Annotated in this window: 14 protein-coding genes; 3 read left to right on the top strand and 11 right to left on the bottom strand. The window is 76.0% G+C overall.

Annotated elements, in window-relative coordinates; genetic code table 11:
* Positions 1–4 precede the first annotated feature (4 nt).
* The 9 genes from BM165_RS11800 to BM165_RS11760 form a co-directional block, all read right to left on the bottom strand.
* Positions 5–895, bottom strand: a complete 891-nt coding sequence (locus BM165_RS11800; protein ID WP_075013730.1) for a type II secretion system F family protein — start codon at positions 893–895, stop codon at positions 5–7.
* Positions 895–1,836, bottom strand: a complete 942-nt coding sequence (locus BM165_RS11795) for a type II secretion system F family protein (RefSeq protein WP_075013882.1) — start codon at positions 1,834–1,836, stop codon at positions 895–897. Before BM165_RS11795 ends, BM165_RS11800 begins: the two co-directional genes overlap by 1 nt.
* A complete protein-coding gene (locus BM165_RS11790) occupies positions 1,836–3,266 on the bottom strand; it encodes a TadA family conjugal transfer-associated ATPase (protein WP_075013729.1) in 1,431 nt (476 codons plus the stop codon). Before BM165_RS11790 ends, BM165_RS11795 begins: the two co-directional genes overlap by 1 nt.
* Positions 3,267–3,294: 28 nt before the next feature.
* A complete protein-coding gene (locus BM165_RS11785; protein ID WP_075013728.1) occupies positions 3,295–4,485 on the bottom strand; it encodes a CpaE/TadZ family protein in 1,191 nt (396 codons plus the stop codon).
* Entirely contained in the window at positions 4,482–5,270 is a 789-nt protein-coding gene (gene cpaB, locus BM165_RS11780) for a Flp pilus assembly protein CpaB (RefSeq protein WP_075013727.1), read from the bottom strand. Before cpaB ends, BM165_RS11785 begins: the two co-directional genes overlap by 4 nt.
* 8 nt (positions 5,271–5,278) lie before the next feature.
* Positions 5,279–6,241, bottom strand: coding sequence for a pilus assembly protein TadG-related protein (locus BM165_RS11775; protein ID WP_075013726.1), 963 nt, complete (start codon positions 6,239–6,241; stop codon positions 5,279–5,281).
* Entirely contained in the window at positions 6,229–6,624 is a 396-nt protein-coding gene (locus BM165_RS11770) for a TadE/TadG family type IV pilus assembly protein (protein WP_075013725.1), read from the bottom strand. Before BM165_RS11770 ends, BM165_RS11775 begins: the two co-directional genes overlap by 13 nt.
* 94 nt (positions 6,625–6,718) lie before the next feature.
* Complete coding sequence (locus BM165_RS11765) at positions 6,719–6,934, bottom strand: Flp family type IVb pilin (RefSeq protein ID WP_083427276.1); 216 nt, start codon at positions 6,932–6,934, stop codon at positions 6,719–6,721.
* A gap of 185 nt (positions 6,935–7,119) precedes the next feature.
* Complete coding sequence (locus BM165_RS11760; protein WP_244274178.1) at positions 7,120–7,812, bottom strand: prepilin peptidase; 693 nt, start codon at positions 7,810–7,812, stop codon at positions 7,120–7,122.
* 282 nt (positions 7,813–8,094) lie between these two features.
* On the opposite strand from BM165_RS11760, the gene BM165_RS11755 reads away from it, so the two are divergent.
* The 3 genes from BM165_RS11755 to BM165_RS11745 all read left to right on the top strand — a co-directional run bounded on the left by BM165_RS11755 (position 8,095) and on the right by BM165_RS11745 (position 10,916).
* Entirely contained in the window at positions 8,095–8,919 is an 825-nt protein-coding gene (locus BM165_RS11755; protein WP_075013879.1) for an alpha/beta fold hydrolase, read from the top strand.
* Positions 8,920–8,962: 43 nt separating this feature from the next.
* Positions 8,963–9,232 carry a DUF1905 domain-containing protein gene (locus BM165_RS11750; RefSeq protein ID WP_075013878.1) on the top strand — a complete coding sequence of 90 codons (270 nt, stop codon included), beginning with the start codon at positions 8,963–8,965 and terminating at the stop codon, positions 9,230–9,232.
* Between the two features lie 454 nt (positions 9,233–9,686).
* Entirely contained in the window at positions 9,687–10,916 is a 1,230-nt protein-coding gene (locus tag BM165_RS11745; protein WP_244274177.1) for an HNH endonuclease signature motif containing protein, read from the top strand.
* A gap of 7 nt (positions 10,917–10,923) precedes the next feature.
* Here the strand turns inward: BM165_RS11745 and BM165_RS11740 are convergent, their stop codons facing one another.
* Positions 10,924–11,766 carry an alpha/beta fold hydrolase gene (locus BM165_RS11740; protein ID WP_208976719.1) on the bottom strand — a complete coding sequence of 281 codons (843 nt, stop codon included), beginning with the start codon at positions 11,764–11,766 and terminating at the stop codon, positions 10,924–10,926.
* A 5-nt stretch (positions 11,767–11,771) separates the two neighbouring features.
* Positions 11,772–12,509: a hypothetical protein gene (locus BM165_RS11735; protein ID WP_075013724.1), complete on the bottom strand. Its 738-nt coding sequence runs from the start codon at positions 12,507–12,509 to the stop codon at positions 11,772–11,774.
* Positions 12,510–12,622: the final 113 nt, after the last annotated feature.

Below are 12,622 nucleotides of genomic sequence, written 5' to 3'. Positions count from 1 at the left end.
CCGGTCAGCCGCCGCCGAAGGTCGCCGCGATGTCCAGGGCCGCCGGGCCCAGCAGCACGATGAACAGCGTCGGCAGGATGCACAGGATCAACGGGAAGATGACCTTGACGGGGATCTGCATCGCCTTCTCCTCGGCGCGCTGCCGCCGCTTGAGCCGCATCTCGGCGGCCTGGGTGCGCAGCACGTCGGCGATCGAGACGCCGTACGCGTCGGCCTGCACCACCGCGCGGATGAAGCGGGCGAGATCCGGCACGCCGGTGCGCTCGGCCAGCGCGAGGTAGGCCTCCCGCCGCGGCTGTCCCACGCCGATGTCCTGCAGGGTCCGCACCAGCTCCTCGGCCAGCGGGCCGCGGCCGTTGCGCGCGGCCCGCGACATCGCCGACTCGAACCCGAGCCCGGCCTCCACCGCGATGGTCATCTGATCGAGGGTGTCGGCCAGCTCGAGCGCGATCGCCTGCTGCCGCTCCTGCGCGCGGCTGTACAGCAGCAGCTCGGGGAGCACGTAGGCCACGCCGGTGACGACCACGGCCATCAGGACGGTCAGCAGGCCGGGGCGGGCGGTCACCACGAGCAGCGCCAGCACCGCCGCGACGGCGGCGAGCACCAGCTTGGCGGCCACGAGCCGGGGCACCGGCCACTCCGCGGGCCGGCCGGCCGACGAGGCGAGCCGGTTGAGCCGGTCCACGGTGCCGGCCGGGGTCAGAGCCCGGGCCAGCCGGGACGGCAGCCCCGCCCGGGGCCGGGCGGCGGTGGGCAGCTCCATGCCGCGGATCAGGTTGGCGCGGGCGCGGGCGGTGGCGTCCTGCGGGCGGGCGAGCAGCGCCCAGCCCAGCAAGGGAACGGCGAGGGCGACGGCCAGTGCGGCCGCCAGCACGGGGGGCGGGACGGCGCTCATCAGAACCGGATCGCCACGGTCTTCTTGAGCCACAGCCCGCCGACGAGCAGCAGCAGGACGGCGACCGCGACCATGACGTAACCGGCCAGGCCCTCCGTGAAGCCGGCCAGGTAGCCCGGGTTGCTGATCGCCAGGAACCCGACGATTCCGAACGGCAGGGCCATCAGCACGACCGCCGACAGCTTGCCCTCGGCCGCCAGCGCCTTGACCTGGCGGCGGATCGCGTTGCGCTCCCGGATGGTGTGCCCGACGGTGTCGAGCACCTCGGCCAGGTTCCCGCCGACCTCGCGGTGGATGGCGATGGCCTGGGCGACCCACCGGAAGTCGTCGCTGGCCATCCGCTCGGCGACCTCGTCGAGGGCGTCGGCGAGGTCGCGGCCCACCCGCGTCTCGTTGACGATGCGGGCGAACTCCTCCGACGTCGGGGCGGCGGCCTCGGTGGACACGGCGTCCACCGCGCGCAGCAGGCTGTGCCCGGCCCGCAGGCTCGACGCCATGAGCTGCAGCGAGTCGTCGAGCTGGTCGGCGAAGGCCGACTGCCGCCGGCCGCGGCGGAACGCGAGCGCCCCCTTCGTGCCCAGGGGGGCCAGCGCGGCGAGCACGACGGCGAGCAGGACCCCGCCGACGACGAAGCCGAGCGCGCCGAGGACGACGCTGGCCAGGCCCACCAGCAGGACGAGGTCCGGCAGGGCCATCGCGACCCCGGCCCGTTCCAGCGCGGCGGTGCCGGCGGCCACCCGGCCCCGGCGGGCGAGCGCCCGCTCCACGGCGGCACCGGCCACGGCCGACGCCCCCGCGAGCGCGGACGACGGCGGGGCGACCGTGGGGTCGAGCCGGGACAGCGGCACCCGCTGCGGCCCGGCCGGCAGGACGGCGAGCGCCAGGAGCAGCAGCGCGCCAGTGACGGCGAGGAGCCCGGCGGCCAGCAGCAGGGGGGACATCAGGCCCACCCCCGCCGCGGCTCGACGGTGCCGAAGACCCGCGGCGAGACGCGGATGCCTAGCTCGTCGAAGCGGTCGGTGAACCGCGGCCGGACGCCCGTGGGCACCGGCTTGCCGAGGAATCGGCCCGCGGCGTCGACCCCGGCCGAGTAGTCGAAGAGGAAGGCGTCCTGCAGGGTGACCGTCTCGCCCTCCATGCCCTGCACCTCGGTCACGTGGGTGACCCGCCGGGTGCCGTCGCGCAGCCGGGTCAGCTGGACGACGAGGTCGACCGCCGAGGCGATCTGCTCGCGGATCGCCCGCAGCGGCAGGTCCATGCCGGCCATGAGCACGAGGGTCTCCAGCCGGGCGATCGCGTCGCGCGGCGAGTTGGCGTGCACCGTCGACAGGGAGCCGTCGTGTCCGGTGTTCATCGCCTGGAGCATGTCCAGCGACTCCCCGCCGCGGCACTCACCGACCACGATCCGGTCGGGCCGCATGCGCAGGCTGTTGCGCACCAGGTCGCGGATGGTGATCGCGCCCCTGCCCTCGATGTTGGGCGGCCGCGACTCCAGCCGGACCACGTGGTCCTGCTGCAGCTGCAGCTCGACGGCGTCCTCGATGGTGACGATCCGCTCGCCCTCGGGGATGAAGGAGGACAGCACGTTGAGCAGCGTCGTCTTCCCGGTGCCGGTGCCGCCGGAGACGATGACGTTGAGCCGCGCCTCGACGCAGGCGTGCAGCAGCTCGGCCATCTCCGGGGTGAGGGTGCCGAAGCCGATCAGGTCGTCGACGGTGAACGGGTCCTTGGCGAACTTGCGGATGGTCAGCGTCGAGCCGCTGAAGGCCAGGGGCGGGATGATCGCGTTGACACGGGAGCCGTCGGCGAGACGGGCGTCGACCAGCGGCGAGGACTCGTCGATCCGCCGTCCCACCCGGGAGACGATCCGGTCGATGACCCGGCGCAGGTGCTCCTCGGAGGTGAACCGGGTGCCGGTGCGGACCAGCCGGCCCTCCTGCTCGACGTAGACCGCGTCCGGGCCGTTGCACATGATCTCCGTGACGCTCGGGTCGTCGAGCAGCCGCTGCAGCGGGCCGTAGCCGAGGACGTCGTCGGCCAGCTCGGCGGTCAGCCGCGCCCGCTCCTCGGCCGAGAGCGGGACCCGCTCCTCCTCGACCACCTGGTCGAGCTCGCCGAGCACGAGGGTGCGCAGCTGCTCCTCGGACAGCGACGGGTCGTTCATCCGGTTGCCCATGCGCTCGAAGAGCGCCTTCGCCACCCGGTCCTTGAGCCGGGCGAGGGCGTCGGTGGGCGGGGTGGGCGGCGGCGACGGCAGCGCCGGGGTCACGGTGCGCGCCACGGGCCGGGGCAGCGGGACCGACGCCGACGTGGCCGCCTCGGGGGCGGAGTGCCGGCCCTGGGCGGCGGCGAGACGGGAGGCCAGGTTCACGATGCCGCCCGGTGCATCGAGGCGGAGGTCACGACGCCGCCCGGTGCTTGGCCCGGTAGCGGCCGGGCCGGACGATGGGGGTGGCGGCGAAGCGGGCCACGAGCCGGCGCAGCTCCTTGGCCGCGGGGTCGCGGCGGCTGCCGGCGACGATCGGCACGCCCTGGTTGGTCGACGCCGGCACCGCCGCCGAGCGCGGGACGACGACGTCCACCCCGGTCCCGATGGCGGTCTCGACGTCGCGCACCGACAGACCGCCCTTGGCGTCGGCGAAGTTCATGACCACGTGCCGGCCGGCCGGGATCATGCACAGCTCGCGCAGCACGTCGAGCTCCTTGCGCAGCCCGCGGACGCCGGGGACGTCCATGCTGCTGAGCATCACGACGTCCGTGGCGCGGTCGAGGGCGGCCAGTGTCTGCTCGGAGAGCCCCGGCGCGGTGTCGACGACGACGTAGCGGAACTCGCGGGCCAGCGAGGTGAGCAGCCGGGTGACGTCGGCCGCCGTCACGGTGTCGCCGGCGGCCGGCGAGTCCGCCCCGCACACGGCGTACAGGCCGCTGGGGTGCTGGGTGAGGAAGGTCTTGAGGACCATGGTGTCCTCGGCCGCGGGACCGTGGGCGACGTCGGGCAGCACGTACTCGGGCACCAGGCCCAGCGCCGAGGCGACGTCGCCGAACTGGACGTCGAGGTCGACCAGCACGGTCGACTGCGGTGCGGTCTCGGTGAGCCCGATGGCCAGGTTCGAGGCCACCGTCGTCTTGCCGACGCCGCCCTTGGGAGAGGCCACGGTGATGACCCGCCCGGTGTACCGGGCGGTCTCCTCGACCGGCCGCAGCACCCGCCGCCGCTCGGCCGCGGCCGAGCCGGCGCGCTCCACGGCGGCGCGGATGGCACCGGCGTCCGCGGTCGGCGGCAGGAGGTCGCGGACCCCGGCGCGCATGGCCTCCTGCCAGATCTCCGGGGTCGGGTCGGCGACCAGGACGACGGTGATGCCGGGGCACTGCACGTCCAGGCGCGCGGCCAGGCCGAACACCTCCTGCGACGCCGCCTGCGGGCCGACCAGCAGGACCTCGGGCAGCTCGCCGTCGACCAGCTGCTCGAACAGCCGCGCCGGATCGGCGGGCAGCCGGCCCGGCGGCAGGACGTACACGTCGCCGTCGGTCGCCTCCTTCACGCGCAGGACGAGCTCCTCGCCCGCCGCGCCGAGCACCACGCGGCTCACTCCGACTCCCCGTAGACGGTGCCCAGGCCGGAGAGGTCCCCGTAGACGTTGCCCTGGGTGACGATCCGTGTGTCGTCCAGGTCGGCGCCCTCGGGCTCGAGGGTCAGCCACACGGTGCCGTGCTCCATGCCGAAGACGACCAGCTCGGCGTCCCGTGCGGGCAGGGCCACGGTGACCAGCAGGCTGCCCGTCGGCGCGGCCCCGCCCGAGGAGACCGTCTCGGTGTCGACGTCCTCACCCGCCGGTGCCGGTGCGCCCTGGACCTGGGTCACCAGCGCGCCGTGCAGGGTCGCGTGGGTAGTGCCGACGGTCTTGCCGGCCTCGTTCTCCAGCTTCATCGAGACGTAGACCCCGATCTCGTCACCGGCCGCCAGCCGGCCGCCGACGGCGCGCTGCGGCTCGAGCAGGATGCTGACCTCCGACGCGCCCGGGGGCGGGGGGACGGTGCCGGGCACGGCGAGGTCCTCGGGGGCGGCGAAGCGTACGGCCAGCAGCTGCTCGCCGGGCTGCAGGTCGGCGGTGGCGACCTGCCCGGCGAGCTGGGCGAGGTCGGTGATCCCGCCCTCGACGGCGGCCTTGGCCGGGAGCCGCTCGGTGCGGACGAGGTCGGCGACCTCCTCGCCCGGCGTCCCCTCGGGGATGGCCTGGTCGACCACGAGGACGTCCACGGTGCGCGTGCCGGCCAGGGCGCGGGCGTCGGCGCCGCGCACGTAGGCCAGCAGCACCACGGCGCCGGCGGCGGCGAGGAGCAGCGCCACGGTGGCGGCGAGCAGTCGTCGTCTCACGGGAGCCCCTATCGGACGAGTCGGAGGACCCAGGCGCCCATCTGGGGTGCGCCGGAGTCGTAGTCGAAGGCCTCGCCGAGATCGACGAAGCGCGTGAAGTACCCGGTGACGCAGCGCTCGCTGCCGCCGCACGGTCGAGGCGTGGTGCTGAAGTGACCGCCCAGGTGGTAGCCGGTCAGCCGGAACGCGGCGTAGCCGTAGACGCGGTACCAGGCGTGGCTGCCCGTGCCGCCGAACTCGTCGAAGATCGGCAGCAGCACCGTCCTCCCCACCCAGGAGGCGAAGTCGGCGGCCGAACACTCGGACGGCGGGGTGTTGCCGGTGGAGGACGTCGAGCGCTCGTCGCGGGCGCTCGACGCGCGGCAGTCACCGGGGTCGCTGACCAGGTAGCCGAAGCCGCCCGGAACGACGTTGTCCGACGGGCCGGTGCAGTCCCGGATCGTGGTGGAGGACTTGGTCAGGTAGATGGTCCGCTGGATCGTGCCCGAGGGCAGCCCACCGCCGGTCTGCTGCTCGAACTCGCACCAGGAGAAGGTGAGCGGCAGGACGGCGGTGCCCCCGCTCGGGCCGCCCCAGGCCACCGTGGCGGTGGCCGAGACCTCGGTGGCGTCGTGCCCGATGACCGGAGCGAACCAGTGCTCCCGCGGCGTACGGCCGGAGACGGTGACGCGGTTGGGGTTCGACGCGAGGACCGGCGGGGCGGCGGTGGCGTCGCCGAGGTTGGCGTCGACCATGCCCTGGGCGGTCGCCTGCATGTCGCCGCAGGCGCCCCTGGCGCAGTCGGCGGCCACGGCCAGCGCCGCGGCGTCGGCCGCGACCTGGAGCTTGGCGCGCTCCGCGTACAGGGCTCCGATGTCGACCGCGACGGCGGTGAAGCCGAGGACCGGCACGAGCAGGAGGGACAGGAGCACCGCGGTGGCGCCGCGCTCGCCGGCGAGCCGGCGCCGGGTGCGAGAGCTCAGCCGTTGCACCGCATGACCCCCGTCCCGGTCAGGGTGATGCCGGCGCCGAAGAAGTCGGTGAGGAACGGCATCGGGTACTCGACGGTCACGCGCACGTTGGAGGCCGTCGCGTCCGTCGTGGGACAGGCGGCCGGAGTCACGGTGATCTGCGCGTTCGTGACCGCGGGGTCGAGCGTCGGGGCGGCATCGCGGACGGCGGCGCGGGCCGCGGCCGGGTCGTTCTGCAGGGCCATGACGCGGGCGCCCTCACGGGCGGCGGCCGAGAGCGTGCCCTGCACCTGGAAGGCGTGCCCGAACTCGGCGATGCCGAGGACGAGGAGGACGAGCAGCGGGACGATGAAGGCGAACTCCACCGCTGCCGCACCACGCTGGTCCTGCAGTCGTCTCCACATCCGTGCTCACCTCCGGGGGTACGGCTCGTCGGGTGCACCGCGGCGCAGCGGCCCCGGATGGGGCCGCTGCGCCGGTGCGGGGGAACGGGGTCGGTCAGGGAGCGGCCGGCAGCTCGTCGCTGACGTCCTGGAACAGGGCCCCCAGCTGCTCACCGAGGGTGGCGACGACGGTGATGATCACGACGGCGATGAGGCCGACCATGAGGCCGTACTCGACGGCGGTGGCGCCCTTCTCGCTCTTGAGACGCTCCTCGGCGAAGGCGTAGAGCGTGGCGACGGCGGCGATCGGGTTGGCGAGCAGGTTCAGCACGGGGACTCCCTGGGACACGGTGCCGTCCGGCCGGGGTCGGTCGACCCGGCGTCGCGGCGGACGTCAGGGATGTCGGGCCCGGGAGAGCCGAGCTTGAGCACCCTTCGCCGGATCAGGCGACGCCGTTCCGCCGGACGAGGCAGCTCAGGGAGCCGAGATGACGCACCGTGATCGGCCGCAGGGCCTCACAGTGGCCCGTGCCAGGTGCCGGCGAGCACCGCCGCGGCCAGCGCGCCTCCGGCCAGCGCCGGGCCGAAGGGCAGCTCGGTGTCCCGACCGGCCCGCCGCAGCGCCATCAGGGCCAACCCGAGGACGGCCTGGATGACGAAGCCCAGGAGCAGGCCGGTGACCACGACCGGCCACCCGAGCCAGCCGAGCAGCAGCCCGAGCAGGCCGGCCAGCTTGACGTCGCCCATGCCCATCCCGGCCGGGGAGACCAGTGCCATGACCAGCAGCGCCCCGAAGGCCGCGGCTCCGGCGAGCACGGCGCGCAGCAGGTCGTCCCAGCGGTCGCCGGCGGCCGCGGCCACGGTGAGCAGCAGCAGCGCGCCGACCGTGGCCGGCAGCAGCACCCGGTTGGGCAGCAGCCGCTCGCGCAGGTCGATGACGCTGAGCAGGACGCCCGCCGCCACGAACCACAGCCAGGCCGGCAGCTCCGCCGTCGGGCCGAAGCGCAGCGCGGCGAGCACGAACAGCGCCGCCGTCGCGACCTCCAGGAGGCCCCGGGGCGCCGCTCCCCCACCGCCGCCGAGGACGGCGCCGACGGTCGCCGGGCGCGGCCACGGGAAGCGGGCCGCCGCGCGGTCGACGAGGTGGCCGACGACCGCGCCGGCCAGCGCCGCGCCGGCCACCACGAGCGCCGGCACGAGGCCGGTCACCGGGCGGTCCGGGGGCGGGAGGCGGGCACGGCGAGGACGGTGACACAGCCGCGAGGACGGTCCCGGCCGGCGCCGGAGGCCCGTCCGACGCGTCGTCACGCCCGTCACGGACTGCGCTGTCGTCCCAGGCCCGCGTCCGCCTCAAGCCCAAACGACGACAGATCCGTCCGGCTCGGCGAGCAGATACTGCACCCTGCGACGATCGGGCGGGACGGGCGGACGACGCAGCGGGAGGACATCGTGGACGGGCCGGCTGCGGGGAGGGACGGGATCGCGCGGTCGGTGCGACTCCCCGACGGGCGCGACCTCGCCTGGACCGAGTGGGGCCTCCCGGACGGACGCCCCGTCCTCTTCGCGCCCGGCGCCGGGATGAGCGGTGTCCTCGGGTTCGGCACCGACGTCCTGGCCGAGCTCGGCCTGCGCCTCCTCGCCCTCGACCGGCCGGGGCTGGGACGCTCCTCCCCCGACCCGGGCAAGACGTACGCCTCGTGGGCCGGCGACGTGCGGTGCCTCGTCGACCGGCTGGGCCTGCGCTCCGTGCTCGGCGTCGGCTTCTCCCAGGGTGCCCCCTTCGCGGTGGCGCTGGCCGGAGCGGGCCTCCTCGACGCCGTCGCCCTGGTCGCCGGGCAGGACGACCTCCGCGCCCAGCGGCACCTCCTGGTGCCGGAGGTGGCCGGCATGCTCGACGCCGTCGAGGCCGACCCGGCGGGCTTCGAGCGGGAGATCACCCGGGTCGCGGACGCCGACTGGCTGTGGGGCGTCATCCTGGCCACCGCCGCGCCGGTCGACCGGGAACGGTACGAGGGGACCGGTCTCGGCGCCGCCGTCCGGGCCGCCCTCACCGACGGCTTCGCGCAGGGCGCCGCCGGCTACGCCCGCGACCTGGTCACCGCCCTGGGCCCCTGGCCGGTGCCCGCCGAGGAGATCGCCGTCCCGGTCCACCTCTGGTACGGCGCCGGCGACACCAGCACCGTCCACTCCCCCGACCTCGGCGCCGCGCTGGCCACCCGCATCCCCGACGTGCGGCGCACGGTGCTCGACGGGGAGGCCGGTGCGCTGCTGTGGACGCGGACACGCGACGTGCTGACGGCGCTCACCACTCCCTGACCCGTCGCCGGGGGATGTCGCACCCGTGGGGCAGGGTGCGCCCGTGACCCCCTTCGACGCGACGCTCGTGCGCTGGCCCGGTGCGGCGAGCTGGGTGTTCGCCCCCGTCCCGGACGAGCACGCACCCGACAGGGCAGGTTCCTTCGGTCGCGTGCCGGTGACCGCCACGGTCGACGGCCGGACCTGGACGACGAGCGTCTGGCGGGACAGCCGGGGCGGCTGGCTGTTGCCCGTCCCGGCGCGGATCCGGCGGGGCAAGGACGACGGCGACGTGGTGACCGCCGAGGTCGCCGTCGACACCTCCCGGCTGTGAGACCTGCACACCCCGTTCGGGCTGCGGTCCCTGCCGGTCCCGGTGCGACGGTCCGGCGACCGAGTGCGCGACGGTGCACTCCCACCGTCGGTGCGCTGCGCGCAGTGGGCGGGCGGTCTTCGACTCCACCGTTCTGACCTGCGGTTTCTGTCGTATCCCGTGCGTAGGTTGGGTGTCGTGCAGGAGGTCGCCGTCCGCGGGTCGCGCCTCGAGGGTGCGCTGGCCGGTGCGCTGGTGGCGCGGCCGGTGCGGGTGTCTCGGTTGCCGGTGGAGCTGCTGTCGGACGACCAGGTGGCCGCCGAGCTGGCCCGGGTGCAGGCACGGCGGGCGATGGAGGCCGCCTACGAGGCGGAGCTGGTGCTGCGGCTGGCCGAGCTCCGCCCCGACTGCGACGACCCGCCGCCCGGCACGCCTGGTGCGCGGTCGTGGAAGCCCGATACCGAGCTGCCCGGGGGTGTCGGAGTTCTTTCCCGCCGAGCTGGCGTTGGTGCTCAACTGCGGCCGGGTGGCGGCGGCGAAGCTGGCCCACCGAGCCTGGACGTTGCGGGAGAGCCTGCCCGCCACGTGGGCGGCGCTGGCCGCCGGGGACCTGGACGAGTACCGGGCGCGGATCCTGGTCGAGGTCTTGGAGTACGCCGACCCGGGGCTGGCGCGGCGGGTGGAGGCGCGGCTGCTGCCCGAGGCCGTGCAGCTGACCGCGGGGAGGCTGAGGAAGCGGGCGCTGGAGCTGCTGCTGGAGTTGGACCCTGACTCGGCCGGGCGCCGCCGGGCGCAGGCGCAGCGCCACGCCGACGTCCGCCTCGATCCCTCCCCCGACGAGGGGATGGCCCAGCTGACCGCCGACCTGCCCGCGGAGGTGGCCGCGGCCTGCCACGCGGTCATCGACGCACTCGCGGCGATGCTCAAGGCCGACGGCGATCCCCGCCCGATCGGGCAGCTGCGCACCCAGGTGGTCGCCGACCTGATCCTGCGCCCCTGGGACGACAGCCGCCCGCCGGTCACCGCGCACCTGCAGCTCACCGCCACCCTCGCCTCGCTGGCCGGGTCCTCGACCGGGTGCGGTGCGGTCAACGGGCTGCCGGTCACCGCCGCGCACCTGCGCGACCTGCTCGCCCGGCTCGACGCCCTCGGCCTGCAGACCCCCGACGGCCCGTCGGTCACGGTGGCGGTCACCGACGGCGACGGCGCCCTGCGCGCCACCGGCACCCTCGACCGGCTGCGCCGGCTCGCCGCCCGCGGCTGCCCCGACCACCCAGCCGGCGACACCGACACCGGCTGTGGCTGCCCGGTGCTCGACCGGCCCGGCCGGGTCGACCGCTACACCCCCTCGCCGGCCCAGCAGGCGTTCGTGCGCACCCGCGACCGCACCTGCCGCTTCCCCACCTGCGGCCAACGCGTCGGCTGGGCCGACACCGACCACGTCATCCCGCACGCCGCAGGTGGCCCGACCGACTGCGCCAACCTCTGCTGCCTGTGCCGCAGCCACCACCGGCTCAAGACCTTCGCCCGCGGCTGGCGCTTCACCATGGACGCCGACGGGATCCTCACCGTCACCACACCGTCCGGCATCACCAGCACGACCCGCCCACCGGGCATGCGACCACCACCGGCGGCACCCGACCCGCCACCCGAGGCGGCCGGGCCACCACAGACCGACCCGGACCACGACCCGCCGCCCTTCTGACCGGTGCTCACACCGGCGGGTGCACGGTGCGCGCGACAAACGGGTCCACGACGGCGCGGAACGCATCGGGACGCTCCACCCACGGGAAGTGGCCGCTGCCCTCGACGACGGCGCTCTCCCCGCGGGGGAACAGCCCGGCCACCGCGAGCACCGGCGCGCCCCCGGCGGAGGCGTCCTGCGCCCCCGCGACCACGAGGGTCGGCGCGGTGACCGCGCGCAGCCGCTCACCCAGGTCCGCCGGCGTCTCCCCCGCCATGAACGCCCGCGCGGCCGCCAGGGAGTAGCGCATCCCCCGCGCGTGGGCCTGCGTCGTCGCGTCCCAGCGGGCGTAGCCGAGCGGCGCGGCCCGCAGCCGCCAGGCGGTGAAGGTGTCGTCGTCGGTGAGGTCGGGCCCCGCCTGGAGCGCCTCGACCGCCGCCGCGACCGCCGGCTCCCCCGCGTGGGCCGCGACCAGCGCGGGGACGTCGGAGGGCACGTCGACCAGGTACTCGGCGGGCGGTGCCACCAGCACGAGGGCGGACGTCCGCTGGGGGTAGCGGGCCGCGAAGGCGATCGCCAGGCGGGTGCCCGCGGAGTGCGCCACGACCGCGCAGCGGGTGAGCCCGAGCGACGCCCGCAGCCGGTCGAGGTCGTCGGCCTGGTCCCACCGCGAGGTCGGCGGCGCCTCCGCGGAGCGGCCCACCCCCCGCAGGTGCGGCACCACCAGCCGGTACCGCTCCCCCAGGCCGGCCAGGTCCCCCAGGTACCGCGGGTGGGCGGCGGCACCTCCGGCCAGCACGAGCAGCGTCGGCCCGTCCTCCCGGCCGAAGACGGCGGAGTGCAGGACCGCCCCGTCGGCGCCGCGGTGCACCTACATCAGCGGCCGTACCGGACGTGCAGCAGGCCGTCGTCGGAGTCGGTCAGTCGCCCACCGGCCGCGGCCATCGTGGCGGCGGCCCCGGCGAGCCGCTCGTAGGCGGCCGCGGCGTCGGCCAGCGTGGCGGCGCGGTCGGCGGCGTGCCGGAAGGTCAGCGCCTCGACCGTGCGGACCAGCGCTCCGCCTACCATCCCGTGCACCCGCAGCGCGCTGCCCTCGGCCACCAGGTCGTGGACGGGGCCGACGCGGGCGGGCACGACCGCCCACCGCCGGCCGGCCGCCTCGGCCGCAGCGACCTGGCGCCCCAGCTCGCCGAGCAGGGACAGGTCGGCGGCGGGCCCGGCCACCTGCCGCGGCGCCCCGTCCGCCCAGGCCACCACCACCGTGGACGGGACCGCGGCGAGGTCGAGCACCTCGTCACCCGGCGTCAGCGGCTCGTCGACCACGCGGACCCGCCACCGCGGCAGCGGCGGGGCCTCTCCCGCCCCGAGCGGGACGACGACGTCGCCGCGGGCCCGTTCGCGGCGCGAGGGGCGGGTGGCGAGCAGGTGGCCGTCGCGCATGGGTCGGGCCGGCGCCCAGCCGGCGGCGTGCGCGGCCCGCAGCTCGGCGGCCAGTGCGGTCAGCCGCTCGACGGCCTCGGCCAGCGAGCCGACGTCGTCGAGCTGCCAGCGGTGCACGGTCTCGTGGCGGGAGCCCGGCCAGGGCGACGGCGGGCGTGGAGCGGGTGCGGTCATGGCGTCCTCGCGCGGGCGCCGCGCGGTCCCCGCGGGGTGCCGGCAGCGGGCTGCCGGGCCGGCGCAGGTCCCGCGGAGCGCCTCGCGGGTCGGGGCCGGCGGGTGTCCCCGGG

It is taken from the genome of Geodermatophilus obscurus (assembly GCF_900115395.1).
Taxonomy (GTDB): domain Bacteria; phylum Actinomycetota; class Actinomycetes; order Mycobacteriales; family Geodermatophilaceae; genus Geodermatophilus; species Geodermatophilus obscurus_B.
This window is presented reverse-complemented; position numbering and strand designations above follow the sequence as displayed.

Coding starts and splice junctions, on each gene's coding strand:
- BM165_RS11800 (WP_075013730.1), bottom strand. CDS start 895: ATGAGCGCCGTCCCGCCCCCCGTGCTGGCGGCCGCACTGGCCGTCGCC.
- BM165_RS11795 (WP_075013882.1), bottom strand. CDS start 1,836: ATGTCCCCCCTGCTGCTGGCCGCCGGGCTCCTCGCCGTCACTGGCGCG.
- BM165_RS11735 (WP_075013724.1), bottom strand. CDS start 12,509: ATGACCGCACCCGCTCCACGCCCGCCGTCGCCCTGGCCGGGCTCCCGC.
- BM165_RS11770 (WP_075013725.1), bottom strand. CDS start 6,624: ATGTGGAGACGACTGCAGGACCAGCGTGGTGCGGCAGCGGTGGAGTTC.